Source organism: Leifsonia sp. NPDC080035 (genome assembly GCF_040050925.1).
Classification (GTDB): domain Bacteria; phylum Actinomycetota; class Actinomycetes; order Actinomycetales; family Microbacteriaceae; genus Leifsonia.
The window spans coordinates 2520253-2539135 of record NZ_CP157390.1 but is presented as its reverse complement, the minus strand read 5'-3'; the positions used below and the strand labels follow the sequence as shown (position 1 = coordinate 2539135).

The 18883-nt window shown below is 71.6% G+C and carries 16 protein-coding genes; 6 read left to right on the top strand and 10 right to left on the bottom strand.

Annotated elements, in window-relative coordinates:
* The first annotated feature begins 14 nt into the window (after positions 1-14).
* The gene (locus AAME72_RS12355) at positions 15-872 is read left to right on the top strand and encodes an RDD family protein (protein WP_348786853.1); all 858 of its coding nucleotides are present in this window, start codon (positions 15-17) and stop codon (positions 870-872) included.
* 41 nt (positions 873-913) lie between these two features.
* Positions 914-1825 carry a cyclase family protein gene (locus AAME72_RS12350; protein WP_348786852.1) on the top strand — a complete coding sequence of 304 codons (912 nt, stop codon included), beginning with the start codon at positions 914-916 and terminating at the stop codon, positions 1823-1825.
* Between the two features lie 114 nt (positions 1826-1939).
* Here AAME72_RS12350 and AAME72_RS12345 read toward each other — a convergent pair whose 3' ends face one another.
* The 4 genes from AAME72_RS12345 to AAME72_RS12330 are packed head-to-tail and all read right to left on the bottom strand — an operon-like array spanning position 1940 to position 5672.
* Positions 1940-2491 carry a GNAT family N-acetyltransferase gene (locus AAME72_RS12345; protein WP_348786851.1) on the bottom strand — a complete coding sequence of 184 codons (552 nt, stop codon included), beginning with the start codon at positions 2489-2491 and terminating at the stop codon, positions 1940-1942.
* On the bottom strand, positions 2491-3972 hold the full coding sequence (ahcY, locus tag AAME72_RS12340) for an adenosylhomocysteinase (RefSeq protein WP_348786850.1): 1482 nt from the start codon (positions 3970-3972) through the stop codon (positions 2491-2493). Before ahcY ends, AAME72_RS12345 begins: the two co-directional genes overlap by 1 nt.
* A gap of 36 nt (positions 3973-4008) precedes the next feature.
* The gene (locus AAME72_RS12335) at positions 4009-5448 is read right to left on the bottom strand and encodes a phosphomannomutase/phosphoglucomutase (protein WP_348786849.1); all 1440 of its coding nucleotides are present in this window, start codon (positions 5446-5448) and stop codon (positions 4009-4011) included.
* Between the two features lie 11 nt (positions 5449-5459).
* Complete coding sequence (locus AAME72_RS12330) at positions 5460-5672, bottom strand: DUF3499 family protein (RefSeq protein ID WP_348786848.1); 213 nt, start codon at positions 5670-5672, stop codon at positions 5460-5462.
* A 44-nt stretch (positions 5673-5716) separates the two neighbouring features.
* Here AAME72_RS12330 and AAME72_RS12325 point away from each other — a divergent pair, with 44 nt between their 5' ends.
* Entirely contained in the window at positions 5717-6160 is a 444-nt protein-coding gene (locus AAME72_RS12325; RefSeq protein WP_348786847.1) for a metallopeptidase family protein, read from the top strand.
* Between the two features lie 30 nt (positions 6161-6190).
* On the opposite strand, the gene AAME72_RS12320 is transcribed toward AAME72_RS12325, so the two are convergent.
* From AAME72_RS12320 to AAME72_RS12300, 5 genes are all read right to left on the bottom strand, one after another.
* Entirely contained in the window at positions 6191-7621 is a 1431-nt protein-coding gene (locus AAME72_RS12320; protein ID WP_348786846.1) for a DUF5719 family protein, read from the bottom strand.
* A complete protein-coding gene (locus AAME72_RS12315; RefSeq protein WP_348786845.1) occupies positions 7614-10895 on the bottom strand; it encodes a glycosyltransferase in 3282 nt (1093 codons plus the stop codon). Before AAME72_RS12315 ends, AAME72_RS12320 begins: the two co-directional genes overlap by 8 nt.
* A 71-nt stretch (positions 10896-10966) precedes the next feature.
* A complete protein-coding gene (locus AAME72_RS12310; protein WP_348786844.1) occupies positions 10967-11296 on the bottom strand; it encodes a WhiB family transcriptional regulator in 330 nt (109 codons plus the stop codon).
* 184 nt (positions 11297-11480) lie between these two features.
* Positions 11481-12443: a UDP-glucose 4-epimerase GalE gene (gene galE, locus AAME72_RS12305; protein ID WP_348786843.1), complete on the bottom strand. Its 963-nt coding sequence runs from the start codon at positions 12441-12443 to the stop codon at positions 11481-11483.
* A gap of 75 nt (positions 12444-12518) precedes the next feature.
* Positions 12519-13697, bottom strand: a complete 1179-nt coding sequence (locus AAME72_RS12300; protein WP_348786842.1) for an acyl-CoA dehydrogenase family protein — start codon at positions 13695-13697, stop codon at positions 12519-12521.
* Positions 13698-13810: 113 nt separating this feature from the next.
* On the opposite strand from AAME72_RS12300, the gene manA reads away from it, so the two are divergent.
* Genes manA through AAME72_RS12285 form a run of 3 tightly spaced genes read left to right on the top strand, consistent with a single transcriptional unit; the run spans position 13811 to position 17606 of the window.
* On the top strand, positions 13811-14962 hold the full coding sequence (gene manA / locus AAME72_RS12295; RefSeq protein ID WP_348786841.1) for a mannose-6-phosphate isomerase, class I: 1152 nt from the start codon (positions 13811-13813) through the stop codon (positions 14960-14962).
* 15 nt (positions 14963-14977) lie between these two features.
* Entirely contained in the window at positions 14978-16306 is a 1329-nt protein-coding gene (locus AAME72_RS12290; RefSeq protein WP_348786840.1) for an O-antigen ligase family protein, read from the top strand.
* Positions 16307-16316: 10 nt separating this feature from the next.
* Positions 16317-17606, top strand: coding sequence for an exopolysaccharide production protein (locus AAME72_RS12285; RefSeq protein WP_348786839.1), 1290 nt, complete (start codon positions 16317-16319; stop codon positions 17604-17606).
* Here AAME72_RS12285 and AAME72_RS12280 read toward each other — a convergent pair.
* On the bottom strand, positions 17548-18744 hold the full coding sequence (locus AAME72_RS12280; protein WP_348786838.1) for a hypothetical protein: 1197 nt from the start codon (positions 18742-18744) through the stop codon (positions 17548-17550). The two genes, AAME72_RS12285 and AAME72_RS12280, sit on opposite strands and share 59 nt — an antisense overlap.
* Positions 18745-18883 lie beyond the last annotated feature (139 nt).

The following is an 18883-nucleotide window of genomic DNA, read 5'->3' as shown; positions in this document are numbered from 1 at the left end:
CTTGAATGATAGCCATGACCGAGAGCGTGGAGGGGTCGGCCGTCCCGCGTCCGCGCGACGCGGCGGCCGAGCGCGAGCTGGTGACCGGCGAGGCCGTGACGCTGGATGTGAAGCCGGCGAGCTACATCCTGCGCGCCGCGGGCACCATCATCGACTGGCTGCTGTCCCTCCTCGTCATGCTCGGGTGCATCCTGCTCGTCCTCGCCACCGGCGGCGGACTCGACGAGGCGCTCGTGCGCGCGCTGATCATCCTGATCCTGGTGTTCGGGATGGTGATCCTGCCGACGACCGTCGAGCTGGTCTTCCGCGGCAAGTCGCTGGGCAGGCTTGCGGTGGGCGCGCGTATCGTGCGCGACGACGGCGGCGCGATCGGCTTCCGGCACGCGTTCATCCGGGCACTGGTCGGCGTGCTCGAGATCTTCATGACCATGGGCGGGATCGCGGCGCTGACCGGCCTGCTCAACGCGCGGTCGAAGCGGCTGGGCGACCTGCTCGCGGGGACGTACAGCCAGCTCGAGCGCGTGCCGAAGGCGCAGCCCCTGCCGCTCTACCTCGCCCCGCACCTCGCAGGGTGGGCGGCCACGGCCGACGTCGCCCGGCTCCCGGACCGGCTCTCGCGCCGGATCGCCCAGTTCGTGCGTCAGGCTCCGCAGCTCACGCCCGCCGCCCGTCTCGGCCTCAGCACCGAGCTGGCCAGGGAGGCGTCACCCTACGTGTCGCCGCTGCCCCCCGTCGACGCCGAGACCTTCCTCGTCGCCGTCGCCGTGCTGCGTCGGCAGCGCGACGCGGCCGGCCTCGCGATCGAGCGCGAGCGGCTGCAGCGGCTGACGCCGGTCCTCGACGGACTCCCCCACGCCTTCCCCGACCGCTGAGCACCACCCGGCGCCGAACAGAACCGAACAGAGGAGACCGCATGCCCGAGTACCGCGCGCACTTCGACGCCGCCGTCGCCTTCGTGAACGGGGGCGGGCTGACCGCCGAGGGCTTCCGTCTCGACGTCCCGGCGGCCGACATCTCGGAGGACGAGCTGGCGCGGCTGTTCGTCGGCCACCTCGGGCTCGCGCTGGTCGGCTCGGTGGAGCTGCGGGGCGTGCGGATCGTCGAGGAGCAGCACCGCGGCAGCCGCGGGACGGCTCCGGCGGACACCGCACCCGACTCCGGGCGCGCGGGCCGCGTGATCGACCTGAGCCACCGCATCCGCGCCGGCCTGGTCACCTACCCGGGCCTGCCCGCTCCCGTGATCGAACCCCACCTGACCCGAGAGGATTCGCGGTCGCGGTATGCGCCGGGCACCGAGTTCGCGATGGACATCATCACGATGATCGGGAACACGGGCACCTACCTCGACAGCCCGTACCACCGCTACGCCGACGGCGGCGACCTGGCGTCGCTCGACCTGGCGACCCTGGTGGGGCTGCCCGCCGAGGTCTTCCACCTCACGGACGCGTCGGAGCGCGGTATCCCCGCCACCGCGTTCTACGACCGCGAGCTCGCGGGGAGCGCCGTGCTGCTGCACACCGGCTGGGACAGCCGGTTCGGCACACCGGCCTACGCGACCGGCGCACCGTACCTCACCGAGGACGCCGCCCGGCACCTGGTCCATCAGGGCGTCGCCCTGGTGGGCATCGACTCCCTCAACATCGACGACACCGAGGGCGCGGGCGACCGGCCGGCGCACTCGCTGCTGCTGGCGGCGGGCGTCCACGTCGTCGAGCACCTGACCCGGCTCGGCGACCTGCCCGCGCGCGGCGCGCGCTTCACCGCCGCACCGCCCGCCGTCGAGGGCTTCGGCACGTTCCCGGTGCGCGCGTTCGCGGAGGTGTGACGCGCCCTCGCAGGCCCCGCGCCATCCGTTCCGGAGTTCTTCCCGCTCCCGCACGGTGTGTTGCGGGAAGAACTCAGGAAGCGATGGCGAGCGACCGGGACGAGCAGGAGAGCCTCAGTCGTGCAGGATGCGCTGGAACAGGACGTGGTCCTGCCAGCGCCCGGCGATCTTGAGGTACGCGGGCGCGACGCCGATGCGCTCGAAGCCCGCGCGGGTGAGCACGGACTGGGAGGCGTGATTGGCGAGCAGGGTGGCCGCCTGCAGCCGGTGCAGCCCGTAGTCGTCGCGCGCCGCGTCCACGAGCGCCGAGAGCGCGACGGAGGCGAGTCCCCGCCCGGTGTGGTCGCGGTCCAGCCAGTAGCCGACCATCGCGCTCTGGAACGCTCCGCGCACCAGGTTGCTGAGGTCCATCCCGCCGGCGATCTCGTTCCCGTCGGCGATGACGAGCGGGAGCGCGACGTCCAGGCCGCGCAGCGCGAGCAGCTCGCGGGTGCGCGCCAGCTGGCCTTCCTCTGTGAAGAACTCCTCCGGGCGGGTCGGATCCCACGGCGCCAGGTGGCCGCGGTTGCGGGCGTACGCGGCCGCGAGCGCGGCGGCGTCGTCCTCGCGCCGGACGCGGAGGACGAGACCGCCGGGCAGCTCCCGGTCGGCGAATTCGAGCACCATCAGTACCGGTAGTGGTCGACCTTGTACGGGCCGTCCACCGGCACGCCGATGTAGGCGGCCTGCTCGTCGGTCAAGGTCGTCAGCTCGACGCCGAGGGACGCAAGATGCAGGCGCGCCACCTTCTCGTCGAGGTGCTTCGGCAGCACGTACACGCCGATCGGGTAGTTCTCGGTCGAGACGTACAGCTCCAGCTGGGCGAGCACCTGGTTGGCGAACGAGTTGCTCATCACGAAGCTCGGGTGCCCGGTGGCGTTGCCGAGGTTCATCAGCCGGCCCTCGGAGAGCACGAGCACGCTGCGACCGTTCGGCAGGCGCCACTCGTGGACCTGCGGCTTGATCTCGATCTTCTCGGCGCCGGGGAGCGCCTCCAGCGAGGCCATGTCGATCTCGTTGTCGAAGTGGCCAACGTTGGCGACCACCGCGAGGTGCTTGAGGCTCAGGATGTGGTCCAAGGTGACGACGTTGACGTTGCCCGTTCCGGTGATGAGGATGTCGACCTGATCGGCGACCGACTCCAACCGCGCCACCTGATAGCCGTCCATCGCCGCCTGCAGCGCGTTGATCGGGTCGATCTCGCTGACGATGACGCGTGCGCCCTGGCCGCGCAGCGCTTCCGCCGCACCCTTGCCCACGTCGCCGTAGCCCGCGACGAACGCGACCTTGCCGCCGATCAGGACGTCGGTGGCGCGGTTCAGGCCGTCCGGGAGCGAGTGCCGGATGCCGTACTTGTTGTCGAACTTGCTCTTGGTCACCGAGTCGTTGACGTTGATGGCCGGGAACAGCAGCTCGCCGTGCTTCGCCAGCTCGTAGAGCCGGTGCACGCCCGTGGTGGTCTCCTCCGTGACGCCGAGGATGCCGTCGGCGATCCGGGTCCAGCGGTCGGGGGATGCGGCGAGCGAGCGGCGGAGCGCTGCGAGGATGACGCGGTACTCGTGGCTGTCGCCCTCCGCGTCCTCCGGCACGACGCCGGCGAGCTCGAACTCGCGGCCCTTGTGGACGAGCAGGGTGGCGTCGCCGCCGTCGTCGAGGATCAGGTTCGGGCCGATCCAGTCGGCCCCGGCCTCGGCGGCCTCGGCCGACCAGTCGAAGATCTGCTGGGTGCACCACCAGTACTCCTCCAGCGTCTCGCCCTTCCAGGCGAAGACCGGGACGCCCGCCGGCGACTCCGGGGTGCCGTCCGGGCCGACCGCGATGGCGGCGGCGGCCTCGTCCTGGGTGGAGAAGATGTTGCAGCTGGCCCAGCGCACCTGCGCGCCGAGGGCGACCAGCGTCTCGATCAGGACCGCCGTCTGCACGGTCATGTGCAGCGAGCCGGCGATCCGCGCGCCGGCGAGCGGCTTCGACTCGCCGAACTCCTCACGCAGTGACATCAGGCCCGGCATCTCGTTCTCGGCGAGCCGGATCTGGTGGCGACCCGCTGCGGCCAGCGAGAGATCGGCGACCTTGAACGGCAGGGACGTTTCAGTGACGGAGGATGGCATGCGCCCATTGTCGCATGCGCGGTCCGACGTGTTTCCTCAGGCGCGGATGAGCGCGAGCACCTCGTCGCGGATCGCCCGCATGGTCGCGGCGTCCGCCGCCTCCACGTTGAGGCGCAGCAGCGGCTCGGTGTTCGAGGGACGCACCGAGAACCACCAGAACGGCTCGCTCTCGGCGGTCAGGCCGGTCACCGTCAGGCCGTCCAGCTCGTCGAACTCGGCGCGACCGGTGAAGGCCTCGACGACGCGCGCGTACGCGGCGGGAACGTCCTCGATCGTCGAGTTGATCTCGCCGGACTGCACATACGGGCTGTACGCGGCGGCGAGCGCGGAGAGCGGGCCGTCCTGTGCGCCGAACTCGGCGAGCAGGTGCATCGCGGCCAGCATCCCGTTGTCGGCGCTCCAGAAGTCGCGGAAGTAGTAGTGCGCGGAGTGCTCGCCGCCGAAGACGGCGCCGGTCTCCCGCATCGCCGCCTTGATCAGCGAGTGGCCGACGCGCGTGCGGTACGGCGTGGCGCCCGCTGCCTCGATCGTCTCGGGGACGATGTTCGAGGTGATGAGGTTGTGGATGACGACGATCTCGGAGTCGGGGTCCTCCGCGCGCGCCCGGTCGATCTCGCGCAGCGCGACGATGGCGGCGACGGCCGAGGGCGAGACGGCGGCTCCGGTCTCGTCGACGACGAAGCAGCGGTCGGCGTCGCCGTCGAAGGCGAGCCCGAGGTCGGCGCCGTGCTCGACGACGGCGGCCTGCAGGTCGACGAGGTTCGCGGGCTCCAGCGGGTTGGCCTCGTGGTTCGGGAACGTCCCGTCCAGCTCGAAGTACATGGGCACGATCTCGATCGGCAGCGCCGGCAGACCCGCCGCCTGCCCGAGCACGGCGGGAACGGTCAGCCCGCCCATCCCGTTGCCCGCGTCGACGACGACCGTGATCGGACGGATGCCGCTGAGGTCGACCAGGCCGCGCAGGTAGGCCGCGTAGTCCGGCAGCACATCCTGTTCGCGGTAGCCGCCAGGGTTCTCCACCGAGGGGATGCCGTCGGCGATGTACACCGCAGCCCGGTCGCGGATGGCCGCCAGGCCCGTGTCGAGGCTCAGCCCCTGGGCGCCCGCCCTGGACAGCTTGATGCCGTTGTATGTCGCCGGGTTGTGGCTCGCCGTGAACATCGCTCCCGCGGCGTTCAGGGCGCCGGACGCGTAGTACGACTCGTCGGTGGAGCAGAGCCCGATCGACACGACGTCGCCACCGCGCGCCTGCACGCCGCGCGCGAATGCGGCCGCGAACCCGGGAGAGGAGTCGCGCATGTCGTGGCCGACGACGACGTCCTGCCCCGCTGCGCCGATCTCGTCGACGAACGCGGCTCCGACGGCCGCGACGACCTCCTCGGTCAGCCCGCTGCCGACGAGCCCGCGCACGTCGTAGGTCTTCACGACGCGGTCGAGGGCGGCTCGGATGTCGTCGATCGAATCGGAACTGCTCATGGCGGCGATCCTTACCTGAGTTCGCCGAAGACCTCGTGCCGGACGATCTGCCAGCCCTGCGGCGCGGAGAGCCGCTCGGCGTGGATCGCGCACAGGTCGTAGGCGTGCGGTTCGTGGGACAGGCTCAGCGGGCCGAGGACGGCCATCGAGTCCGCGTAGACGTAGGTGAGCGTCGCCACGGCGTCGCGCGGACACGCGACACGGGAACACGGACGGCTCAACATCGTGCTCAGATTACCGGAGCGTCCCGGCGACGTAGGATTGCGACATGCCAAGGAACCGCCGCACCGGCAGCACTCCCCCGGCCACCAGCCGCTGGCGGAGCCGCCACGGCCGCGGCGCACGCGGGCCGGTGACGGGACCGCACCTGCCGATGCTGCAGAACCGGATCGATTTCTTCGACATGACCGTCGCATCCACCGCCGACTACCTGAAGGGCGTCTGGCCGGAGGAGCTGGCCGGCGTCCACTTCGAGGTCGCGGCGACCCCCGTCGGCAACTCGGGCACCGACGGCGTCGACCGCTGGTACGTCGACCACGCGCGGCGGCGGATCGTCCTCTACCGGGTGCCGATCCAGCGCCTCACCAAGCTGCACCGCGACGACGAGCTGCACCGCAGGATGTACATCGAGGGATGCGTCTTCCGCGCCGTCGCCGAGCTGCTCGGCAAGGACCCGTGGGACCTCGCCCCCGACCGCTTCCGGCACTTCTGAGCGACGCCGGGATCGGACGGCGGCGATGCGTCAGCGCGGGTAGACGTCGATCGGAGCGGCCAGCGGTCCCGGCGGTTCGAGGGCGAAGCTGCTGGAGAGCCCGTCGCCCGCGAAGCTGACGCTCGCGATGAGCCCCTTCGCGCCCTCGACCGTGTAGGTGCCGGGCTTGACGGCGTGCTTGGCCCCGCCCTCGGCGGGAACTGTCACGGTGAACGGCGCGCCCGACTCCGGCGTGACCGTGACGGGCACATCCTTCTCCCCCGCGTTCGCGAAGTGCAGCACCGGCGACGGGCCGGTCGGGACGGCCACCAGCTGCTTGTCGCTCACCGTGGGCGAGGAGGCGAACCAGGCGAAGTCCCGCGCCTTGCTGCCGATCACGGAGGTGCGCACCGACGCGACGACGGGCACCGACGAGTTGACGGTGACGGTGTAGCTGCCGTCCTTCAGGTTGCCGAGCGGGATCTCGGCGACGTTGCCCGCTTTCACGGTCTGCGCGTACGAGTTGCCCGCCGCGGTGCCGTTCTCGCCGACCGCGCCGATGGTCACCTGCGCGTCCTCGGCGCCGGGGACGAGGATGCGGACGGCGGGGAAGTCGACTCCGACGCTCTCCGCCGACTGGCCGGCGGTGACGGCCGCGAGGGTCGCGATCGTCACGCCGGCGATCCGCTGGACGCGGGACGGCGACCCGGTCGCACCCGCCTGCTCCACCCCGCGCGGCTGGATGCCCTGCTCGAAGCTCTGCTGGATGGTCGCGACGACCTGGCCGCCGGTGGTCTGCACGTGCACGACGGGGGCGACGGCCGCGGGGGCGAGGCCCGCGAGTGGGACGACCTTCTGCGCGCCTGCGGGCACGGTGATGCCGGTGCCTCCCGGCGCGTCGGCCAGCCCCGACTCCGTGTAGACGGTGAGCGAGACCGTCGCGTCGACGGAGGTCGGGTTGGAGAGCAGCACGAGGCTCGTCTGGCCGAGCGAGGTGGATCCGGCGGAGAGCCAGCTGTCGGCCGAAGGCTCGGAGCACGCCGCGGCCGCGAGGCCGGCGAGGTCCTCCGAGACCGCATCCTGCACCTGGGCGCCGGCGAACAGCGGCGGCTCCTCCGCGCCCTGCGGCGTGGAGACGGTCAGCGCGGTCGGCGCCTGGTCGGAGGAGCCGGTGTCGGCGTCCGGCTGCAGGCCGCGTGTGCGCACCTCCGGCCCGTCGGTGCCGTACGCGACCGTCGGAGATCCGAGCGCGGCGGGGCGCGACGCCTGGCCCGCGTCGGCGGCGAGCGCCAGGACGGGGCCGGGACAGACCCGCTGCTGGTCGGCGGGCACGGGATGCACGGTCGACGCCGGCACATCCACGGCGACCGACGGCAGCGGCAGCAGGCTGGCGCCGGCGACGGCGACCACGGCCACGCCGATCCCGATCACGCCGCCGAGGGCGCGGACACCGATCTTCGCGAGCGCACGCTTGTCAGCCACGGTCGCCTCCTTCGGTCCGTCGGGGTCGGATGATGGTCTCCTCGAGGCCCTCCTCGAGCGTGGTGGGAGCGCCGGCGGAGACGCTCGCGGGCTGCCGTTCCCGGTCGGCGTCCGGCTCCGGCTCGACGTCGGGCTCCGGGTCCTGGACGGGAACGCGTTCGACCGTGACGTCGGCCTCCCGTTCCGGCTCCGGCGACGGCTGCGGTTCGGACTCCGGCTGCGGTTCGGACTCCGGCTCCGGCTCGGGCGACGGCTCGGGCTCCGGCTCCGGCTCCCGCTCCACCTCCGACGCGTCCTCCTCCTCGGCGGATTCGACGGCCGCCTCGATGTCGGGCTCCGCCTCCCACTCGTCGAGGCTCTCCTCCGCGATCGTCGTCTCGGACTCGGCCGACGGCGGGTCCGGCTGGTCGTCCGGCTCCACCGCGCGCTCGTCGCGGCCGCGCTTCGGACGACGCCCGGTCAGCTCGGAGACGCGGTCCGCCGACCTGCTGGTGGGGATCGCGAGGAGCAGCGTGACGCCGATCACGACGCCCTGCACGAGCAGCACGAGCACGCGCCAGAACCCGCCGGCTCCCGCGGGGATCTGCGCGGCGGCCGGAACGCTCGTCGTCCCGCGGTCGAACGCCCACAGCCGGCCGGTCGCGGTGTCGCCGACCGAGGTGAGCAGCGGGTTCGCATCCAGCGCCACCGCCGCGCGGGTGCCGGTCGCATCCGCGGCCGTGGTGTCCGTGCTGCCGATCGCGGTCGCGGAGGGGGTGAGCAGGACGAAGTCGACGCCGAGCTCGCTCAGCTGATCCTTGGCGTCGTAGCCGCTGCGCGAGGAGAGATTTCCTGCGAGCAGGGCGAGCTGCTTCTGGTCCTGTGTCAGCGCGCGCTCGGTCGAGCTCAGCGTCGTCTGCTCGTCCAGCGTCTGGCCGTTGCCGCGGACGATGTCCGCGCGGATGCCGCCGTCCGGCTGGGGCGTGATCCGGAGCGTCCCCGTGCGTGGCTGCGTCGACGCCTTCGCCGTGACGACGGCGGGCATCGTCCGGCCGTCGCTCGCGGTCACGACGGCGTGCGGCGTGTATGCCACGATCGCCGACGGCAGAGCGACGATCGCGAGCGTGACGATGGCCACCCACGCCGGCGCGATGGCGCCGCGGCCGAGCGCGGAGAGGGCCAGCACGGCGGCACCGGTTAGGCCGAGCCAGTACAGGCTGACGGCGCTTCCCGGCCAGATCGGCACCACGACCGAGCCGGAGACGGCGATCTCGAGCTGGAGCGCGGCGACGGCGGTGAGGAACCCGGCGAGCGCGACCACGAGGGCGACGATCGCCCGCACGGTGCCGCGCAGGAAGAGGGCCAGGATCGCCAGCACCCCGAGCGGCGCGAGCAGGATCGGGACGATGATGTTCGGCGCGGCCTGCGGCAGGAACAGGTCGGAGGCGAGGACGTGCCAGCCGCCCAGCGTCCCGTCGGGCAGGCCGAGGGCGAGCTGCCATGCGGGGGCGTGCCTGGCGTCCAGGGCGACGCCGGGGTCGGCGAAGACGGACAGCCACGCTCCGCGGCGCGCCTGCTCGATGACCAGCGGCGCGAACAGCACGAGCGCGGGCAGCGGGATGAAGACGATCCGGGCAGCGCGCTTGCCTGCGAACACGATCGCGGCGATCCACGCGACAACGAGGGCGGGGATCAGCACGGGCGCGCACGCGGCCGTCGCCGCGGCGAGCAGAGCGGTCGTCGCACTGGCGGCCCAGGAACGCCGGGCGGCCAGTCCCGCGAAGAACAGCCACGGCAGCAGGATGTGCGCGAGGACGGCCGACGGCCGTCCTCCCTGCATCGCGATCAGCAGCGTCGGCGCGAACGCGTAGGCGAGGGCGCCGAAGGCCCGCAGCGTCCCCTTCGCCGTCAACCGCGCCGCGGCGAGCCACGCGCCGAGCGCGGCCAGCGGCAGTGCGAGCAGGTAGAGGCCGAGCAGCGCGAGCGACGGCTGCCAGAAGGTCAACGTGCCGAGAACGGCGAGCACCGCGGAGAATGGGTCCGCCGCGCCGACGAAACCGAGGCTGAGGTCGCGCCACCCGTAGCCGAGGTTCGACCAGAGCTCGCCGACGGACGCGTTCAGCGGCAGCAGACCGCCGCCGGCGACGGTGCCGGAGCCGACCAACGGGTAGAAGATCGCGACGCCGACGACGAGTGCGGCGAGCACGGTCCAGCCGCCGCCGGTGCCGAAGAAGTCCAGCTCCTGCCGCTCGCCCTGCTGGCCGACCAGCGCGGCCTCGCGCTTGAGCGCCCGCGAGCGCCGCACCTCGGCGAAGGGGATGCGCAACGGCGCGATCGCCGCCCAGCCCACCGACCTGGCCGCGGCGAGTCTGCGCCGGGCGTTGGAGACGGCGAGTCCGGAGAACGCGACGCGGAACGCCGCCGCCAGCTCGCCTCCGATCGACCCCGGCTCCTTGCGCAGCAGCCGCAGCAGCGACCGGAGGATCGCGAGCGGCACCAGCGTGAGCCAGTGCAGCGGCACGGCCCAGCCCGGCGCGTACGCCATCCTCCTGTGCAGCTGGGCGCGACGGCGCTCGCCTGCGAGGCGTCGGCGCACCGACCAGCGGCGGGACAGGTTCGGGCCTGCGAGACCGTCGCCGTGCACGGCGACGCGCGCCTGAGCGACGAGGGTGACGCGGAAGCCCGCCAGGCGCGCCCTGGTGCAGAAGTCGAGTCCGTCGTCCACGGTGGGGAGAGCGGGATCGAAGCCGTCCAGCTTCTCCCAGAGCGACTGGCGCACGAGCATCCCCGCGGAGGACACGGCGAGGACGTCGCTCAGGCCGTCGTGCTGCGCCTGGTCGAGCTCGTTCTCGACCAGCGGCACAGACGCGCCGAACGGGGTCATCGCCTCGCCGAACTCGCGGATGAACGCCGGGTCCTCCGCGTCCACCAGCTTCGGGCCCACGACGGCGACGGACGGCGAGACCTCGAGGGCCGCCAGCAGTGCCTCGAGCGCCCCCGGCTCCGGAGCGGTGTCGTGGGCGAGCAGCCAGAGCAGCTCATCGGCGGACGAGGCGGGCGGGAGCACGCGGACGGCGGCGCCGATCGCCGCTCCGAACGGCAGTTTCTCGGGGATGCTGAGCAGCTGGGTCGGCTGAGCCTCGGAGAGCAGGCGCGCAGCGTCGTCGGAGCTCGCACAGTCGACGGCGATCACGGCATCCGGGGTGCGGGTCTGCGCCGCGATCGCGTCGAGAGTGCGCTCCAGGCGGGGGCCGCCGCTGTGGGCGACGATGATGGCGGTGACTCTCGGATACATCGGGAGTCAGCCTAAGTTGGGGTCGCGCCGATCCCGGTATCGGTTCGGGCGCGGCGCGGATTCGGCTCGCGTCAGCCGGCGCGCTTGCGGAGCTTGCGGCGCTCGCGCTCGGAGAGGCCGCCCCAGATCCCGAACCGCTCGTCGTTGGCGAGCGCGTATTCGAGGCACTGGGACCTCACCTCGCAGGAACCGCAGATCCGCTTGGCGTCGCGCGTGGAGCCGCCCTTCTCGGGGAAGAACGCCTCCGGATCCGTCTGCGCGCACAGGGCGTCGGTCTGCCAGGACAGCGGGTTGTCGTCCTCGACATCCTCCGCGTTGGTCCTGACACCCGGAACCCCGAGTCGCACCGGATCGATGAACCAGTCGTCGGGTACCCCAGAGCGATATTCAGGAACTGTCATATCGGTCTCCCCACCCATGCATTGCTCGCGCATGTGTTGCGCTTCGCAATAATTACACCGTTGTCATTCGCGACAGTCAAGTCGCGAATCGTAAAGCCTTAAGCCCTGGTCGAGAGTTCACGACGCGCCGGGCTTCGACAACGATCGCGACACGCGCGGGCTTTCTACCCCCATCGAGTGACGCTCAGGACGCCGCCTGGCGTGCTTCCCAGGCGCTGCGCACCATCTCGTCGAGGGAGTGACGCATCTTCCAGTCGAGATCGCGCGCGGCGAGCTCTCCCGAGGCCACGATCCTCGCCGGATCGCCCGCCCGTCGAGGCCCCACTTCTGGGGTGAAGGCGATTCCGGTCACCGTCGCGACGGTCGACATGATCTCGCCGACGCTGACGCCGTCGCCGCTGCCGAGGTTGTAGACGGGCTCGATCGGCTCGCCGGCGTCCAGCCGCTTGGCCGCGGCGACGTGCGACACCGCGAGGTCGGCGACATGGATGTAGTCGCGCACGCAGGTGCCGTCCGGCGTCGGGTAGTCGTCGCCGTTGATGCGCGGGGTGCGGCCGGCGACGAGCGCGTCGAAGACGAGCGGGAAGAGGTTGTGCGGGCTGGTGTCCCGCAACGCGGGGTCGCCGGAGCCGACGACGTTGAAGTAGCGCAGGGACGTGTGCCGGAGCCCGGCGGCGACGCCCTGGTCGCGGAGCAGCCACTCCCCGATCAGCTTGGACTCGCCGTACGGCGACTCCGGGTTCTTCGGCGTCGCCTCGGTGACGATGTCGACATCGGGCGTCCCGTACACCGCGGCGGAGGAGGAGAAGACGACCGCGTCGACGCCCGCCTCCTGCATCGCGCCGAGCAGCACCGCGGTGGCGGTGACGTTCTGCTCGTAGGTGTGCAGCGGTCGCTGCACGGAGACGCCCGCGTACTTGAAGCCGGCCACGTGGACGACGCCGCTGATCTCGTTCTCGGCGAAGATCCGCTCCAGCAGCGCACCGTCGAGGATGGTGCCGCGGTAGAACGGCACATCGGAGGGGACGAACTCCTCATGCCCGCTGGAGAGGTCGTCGACCACGACGACGCCGATGCCCTCCTCGCGGAACGCCCGCACAACGTGCGAGCCGATGTAGCCTGCGCCTCCGGTCACCAACCACGCCACGGAACGTCCTCCTGCTCTGCTCAGCCGACAGGGGCCACCCTATCGGTCGGAGCAGTGCGGCCAGGACGACGGCGCTCAGACGAAGGCGGCCTCGCCGGTGATCGCCCGGCCGACGATGAGCGTGTTCATCTCGCGCGTGCCCTCGTAGGAGTACAGCGCCTCGGCGTCGGCGAAGAAGCGGGCGACGTCGTACTCGAGGACGATGCCGTTGCCGCCCAGGACCTCGCGACAGCGCGCCACCGTCTCGCGCATCCTGACGGTGGCGAACGCCTTGGCCAGCGCCGAGTGCTCGTCGCGCTGGATGCCGTCGTCGAGCATCTGCGAGACGCGGGTGCAGAGCGCGATGGACGCGGTGATGTCGCCGATGGACTTCACGAGGTGGTCCTGCACGAGCTGGTGCTTCGCGATCGGCTTGCCGAACTGCACGCGCTCCTTCGAGTACTTCAGCGCGGCCTCGTACGCCCCGATCGCGACGCCGACCGCCGCCCACGCGACCTCGGCGCGGGTGAGCCGGAGCACGGCCGCGGTGTCGCGGAAGCTGTTCGCGTTCTGCAGCCGCAGCGACTCCGGCACCCGCACGTCCTCGAGCACGATGTCGGCGTTCTGCACCATCCGGAGGGACTGCTTGCCCTCGATCTTCGTCGCCGTGTACCCGGGGGTGCCGGTCGGGACGATGAAGCCCTTCACCTGGCCGTCCTCGGCGCTCTTGGCCCAGATGATCGTGATGTCGCTGAAGGTGGCGTTGCCGATCCAGCGCTTGGACCCGTTCAGGATCCAGTCGTCGCCGTCGCGCGTCGCGACGGTCTGCAGGCCCTGTGCGGAGTCGGATCCGGACGTCGGCTCTGTCAGGCCGAACGCGCCGATCACCTCGCCGCTGGTCAGCTTCGGCAGCCACTCGTCGCGCTGCTCCTGCGATCCGCACACGCCGATCGCGCCGAGCGCCAGACCGTTCTGGACGCCCACGTACGTGCTCACCGACGCGTCGACGCGGGCGAGCTCCAACGCCACCCAGCCGCGGAACACCGCCGAGTTCTCGAACGGCGCCGTCTCGGGGAAACCGAGCCCGATGGCTCCGTTGCGGTGCAGCACCTCGACGATGTGGTGCGGGAACTCCGCCTTCTCCCAGTACTCGTTGACGATGGGCTTGATCTCGGTCTCCAGCGCGCCGCGAAGGGTGACGAGGAAGTCCTTCTCACGCTCGGTGAGGAGGTCCTCGAAGCCGTAGAAGTCACTGGCGAGGGATTCGAAGGACATGTGTGCTCCATTGCGTCCGGTCGGCTTTCGGGCAGCGACAGCCTACGAAGCCGCGCCGGACCGGGCAAAGCCGTTGGTACTTTGGTCTAACGAATCGGAAGGGACGACGACGGATGTTTGTGCGCATCGGCAACACCCCGCGGGACTACGCCTGGGGGTCGACCACGGCGATCGCCGGTCTCCTCGGCACGCGACCGAGCGGCGGACCGGAGGCGGAGCTGTGGCTCGGAGCGCATCCCGGGTCGCCCTCGCGCATCCTCGACCCCGCCCAGGCGGACGGCGCGACGGACCTTGCGTCCTGGCCGGTCACCGCGGGCAGGCTGCCGTACCTGCTCAAGGTGCTCGCGGCCGACGGCCCACTCTCGCTGCAGGCCCACCCGTCCCCCGAGCAGGCCCGAGCAGGCTTCGACCGCGAGAACGCGGCGGGCCTGGCTGCGGACTCGCCCGAGCGCAACTACAAGGACCCGTTCCACAAGCCGGAGCTGATCTTCGCACTGTCCGACCCCTTCGACGCGCTCTGCGGCTTCCGCGACCCCGCCCTCAGCCGGGTCGCGCTGGAGGAGCTCGGCGACGCTCCCGCGATCAGGACGTTCGCGGCCACCCTCGACGGGGAGCCGGGCGCGGTGCTGCGCCGGGCGACCGAGTGGCTGCTCGGCGGATCCCCCGAGGTCGGCGAGCTGGTGACCGCCGTCGTCCAGGCCGCAGCCGACCGCGAAGGTCAGACGGCGGACACCGTGCGGATGCTGTCCGCTGCGTTTCCCGGCGACCCCGGCATCGTGCTCGCGCTGCTGCTCAACCGGGTCGCCCTCTCGCCGGGGCAGGTGCTCTACCTGCCGGCGGGGAACATCCACGCGTACCTGCGCGGCCTCGGGATCGAGCTGATGGCCGCGTCCGACAACGTGCTGCGCGGCGGCCTCACCCCGAAGCGGATCGACGTGCCGGAGCTCGTGAGCGTGCTCGACTTCTCCCCCATCGCCGCGACGCCTCTGCCGCCCGAGCGGCCGGCCCCCGGCGTGGAGGAGTTCCGGCCGGACGTCCCCGACTTCGCGCTCGACCACATCGAGGTCGGCGGCGACGTGGCGAGCGCCGAGGTGAGCCTGACCGGGACGGCGATCGCGCTCTGCACGGCCGGGGCGGTCGAGCTGACCGGCGCAGCGGGAGCGGTGCACCTCGACCGCGGGGACGCCGTCGTCGTCGCGGACGAGAGCCGCCTCACCGTCGGCGGAGGGGCCGGGACCCTCTTCCTCGCCATGCCGAACCGGTGAGCTATTCTTCGCAGAGTGAGTAGACCGTCCGTGCTGAGCGCCACCGTCGACGCCGCGCGCCGGTCGTCCGGCACCGGAGTGTCGGTGTTCGCGTCCCTCCTGCTGTTCACCCTGTTCGCCGGCGACTTCTGGCGCAACCTGATCAGCTGGCCGGGGTACTTCATCCTCGCCGGCCTGCTGGCGGCGGGGAGCATCGTCCTCCTCGTCCGAATGCGTCCCGCGTTCTCGTGGCGGAAGGCGCCGAAAACGCTGCTCCTCTTCCTTCTGCTCGCGATCGTCTCGATCGCGTGGTCGGCGTACCCGGGGGCGAGCGCGCTCGGCGTCCTCGCGACCCTGGCGACGACGGCCGGGGCGGTCTTCCTCGCCCTGTGCCTCGGCTGGGCGGGCCTGCTCACGGCGCTCGGCAACGCGTTCCGCTGGATCCTCGGGCTCTCACTGCTGTTCGAGTTCATCGTCGCGGTCTTCGTCCGCCATCCGGTCCTGCCGCTCACGCCCGCGCAGCCGGTTCCCCCCGGCCACCTCCCGCAGGCCTTCTACTGGAGCCGCGGCCTGCTTTTCCACGGCGGACAGATCCAGGGCATCGTCGGCAACAGCAACCTGCTGGCGATGATCGCGCTGCTCGCCCTCATCGTCTTCGGAATCCAGCTCGCCGACCGCACCGTCCGGCGCGGCTCGGCTATCGCGTGGCTGGTCGTCGCCGTTCTCACCCTCGCCCTCACCCGCTCGTCGACGGTGATCGTCGCCGGGCTCGTCACCGCCGTCGTGCTCGGCTTCGCCCTCTGGACGCGTCGAGCAGGGCCCGAGCGCCGCACGCCGGTCTACCTCACCGCCGGGGCGCTGCTCGTGGTAGTCGTCGTGCTCGGCTCGGTGTTCGCCTCCCGCATCCCCGCCCTGCTTGGCAAGAGCGAGGACCTCACCGGACGCCTGGACATCTGGGACAAGGTGATCGGCCTCGCGCAGCAGCGGCCCGCGTTCGGCTGGGGCTGGGTGAGCTACTGGGCGCCCTGGACCGCACCGTTCAAGAACCTCGCCGAGCGCGGCGGCGTCGTCTACCTGCAGGCGCACAACGCCTGGCTCGACGTGTGGCTGCAGCTCGGCATCCTCGGCCTGGTCGTCTTCATCCTGCTGGTGCTGTCCACCCTCTGGCGGTCGTGGTTCACCGCGGTCGACCGGCCGCGAGCGGCAGTGGTCGACGACATCCCCTACACGGCGCTGACGCTCCTTCCGCTGCTCGTGATCGCCGCCCTCATCGCCCAGAGCTTCGCCGAGAGTCGCATCCTCATCGAGGCGGGATGGACGCTGCTCGTCGTGCTCTCCGTCAAGACCAAGCGATCCGCGCCGTAGGATTCTGTGCATGGCAGAAGCCCGCAGAACCCTGGTGCCGCCCGCGGTCACCGAGTTCCTCGGGTCCGCCCGGTTCAACTCGGCACTCGCCCTGGCGACGGTGGGCGTCGGCTTCTCCACCCACGCGATCCGCGCGGTCATCGGCTGGCCGGGCCTGATCGGCGCTCTCACCATGCTCGCGGTCCTCGCGGCCTTCTCGTTCATCGCCCAGCGCCGGATGATCGAGTGGCACGGTCTGCTGCCGATCTCCGCGCTGCTGTTCGTCGGCTGGTGTGCGCTGTCCCTGATCTGGAGCCAGTACCAGTGGGCGACGCTCGCCGGCGTCATCTACCAGCTGCTGTTCGCGTTCCTCGCGGTGTACATCGCGCTGGTGCGCGACGCCATCCAGATCGTCCGGGTGGTCGGGGACGCACTGCGCTTCCTGCTCACCCTCTCCCTGGCGCTGGAGGTGCTGAGCGGGCTCCTGCTCGACATGCCGATCCGCTTCCTCGGCATCCAGGGCAACATCGCCCTCGGCGGCCCGATCCAGGGCATCTTCGGCAGCCGCAACGCATTGAGCATCGTCGCGCTGATCGCGTTCGTGACGTTCCTGATCGAGCTGAGGACACGGTCCATCCGGCCGCCGCTCGCCATCGCGTCGATCGCCCTCGCGGCGCTCTGCGTGCTGCTCGCGCACTCGCCGGTGATCGCCGCGGTCTCGGTCGTCGTGGGGCTCGCGACGCTGGCGCTGTTCCTGGTGCGCAAGGTGCCGGCGAGCCGGCGCACGTACGTGCAGTGGGGCCTCGCCGTCCTGACGGTCGCCGCGCTGGTCGCCGCCTACATCTACCGCACCCGCGTGATCGACCTGCTGAACGCCCGCGCCGACTTCCAGGTGCGCTACCGGCTCTGGATCCAGATCTGGGAGCTGATCCCCGTGCAGCAGTCGGTCGGCTGGGGCTGGGTGGGCGCCTGGCCGACGGATCTGTACCCGTTCACGGCGATCCAGGCCACGACGGGCGTGTATCACTCGGACGGACTCAACGCCTACCTCGACGTGTACCTGCAGGTCGGGATCATCGGGCTGCTCCTGTTCGTGGCCCTGATCGCCCTGGCGTTCAGCCGCTCCTGGCTGCTGGCCTCGAACCGGCGCAGCGTCGTCTACGCCTGGGCGCCGTTGGTGCTCGTAGCGCTGCTCGTCACGAGCGTGTTCGAGTCCTCGATCCTCATCGAGTCGGGCTGGATGCTGCTGGTGATCTGCACGGTCAAGGCGTCTCAGGGGATGAGCTGGCGGCTCCGGCTGCCGCGACGCGCCGAGGCGTGACGCGCGCCCTGCCGACGAGGTGGACGACGAGACCGACCGCGGGCCCGCTCGCGAGCGCGAGGGCCGTGCGCTCCGGCAGCGGCAGCGGGATGAAGAGGACCGCGAGCGAGACGAGCGACGCGACCACCCAGCCGCCGGCGTAGAGGCCGTGCTGGTCACGGGCGAGCACCGCGGACCCGGAGATGCACAGGGCGCCGATCAGGCCGGACGACGCGACGAGCGCGGTGAGCACACCGCCGCCGATCGCGAACTCGTCCCCGAAGATCCAGTGCAGCACCGGCTCGCCCCAGAGCCAGGTGCCGAGGCACAGCACCGCCACCACTCCGGCGAGGCCGAGCAGCAGCACGGTCATGGTGCGGCCCGCCTGCTCCGGAAGGTGCGAGAAGCGGCTCACCAGGTAGCTGGAGAGCGCCATCAGCGGCACGAGCACCGGGGCACGGGTCAGCGTGACCGCGAGGACGAGGGACCCCAGCTGGTCGTGGTTCTCCGGTCCGGCGAAGAACGAGAGGACGAGGGGGAAGCCGTTGATGAGGACGGCCGTCGCGCTGGCGGCCACCATCGTCCGTGCCGTGTTCGCCGTGAGTCTGCCGTACCCCACGCTGACGCGGCCGTTCCGCGCCAGACGGCTCCGCCCCGCCGCCGCCACGATGAGCAGCGCGAGCGGGAAGGGCAGGATCACCGCGACGGCGAGGACCGTGACGTCGTGCGTGAACGCCAGCGCGATCAGCACGAGCGTGACGCGCAGCACGCCGTCGAGGGCGACGATCGCGGCCAGGTGCCGCCACATCCCCGCGCCGGCCATGACGCCGGAGGCGGCGGCGACCAGCCCGTTCAGCGCGGCGCCGACGGCGACGATCCAGGACAGCCCGGCGTTGCCCGAGCCCAGGCTCGGCGCCGCCCAGAGGGGCGCCAGGACCATGATCGCCACCCCGACCACGAGCGACACACCCGCGGCGAAGAGCCACAGCGAGGTGCGTCCCTTCGGCTCCTCCGCCGCCCGGTGCTCGTGCGCGACGACCCGCGTCGCCTCCTGCTGCAGACCGAACAGGATGCCAACAACGAGGAACAGCGCGGACCAGAACACCGAGAAGAGTCCGTACCCCGCCGCGCCCGCCTCCACGAACACCCGCCACGTCACGACATAGCCCGCGACACCCGAGACGACCGTCGCTGAGAGAATCAGAGGGACCGACCTGCGGTCAGACGCCCGTACGGTATCTTCGGATTCGGGAAGAGGTTCGTTGAGGGGTTCGAACGCGGTTATGGGGGTGTCTCCC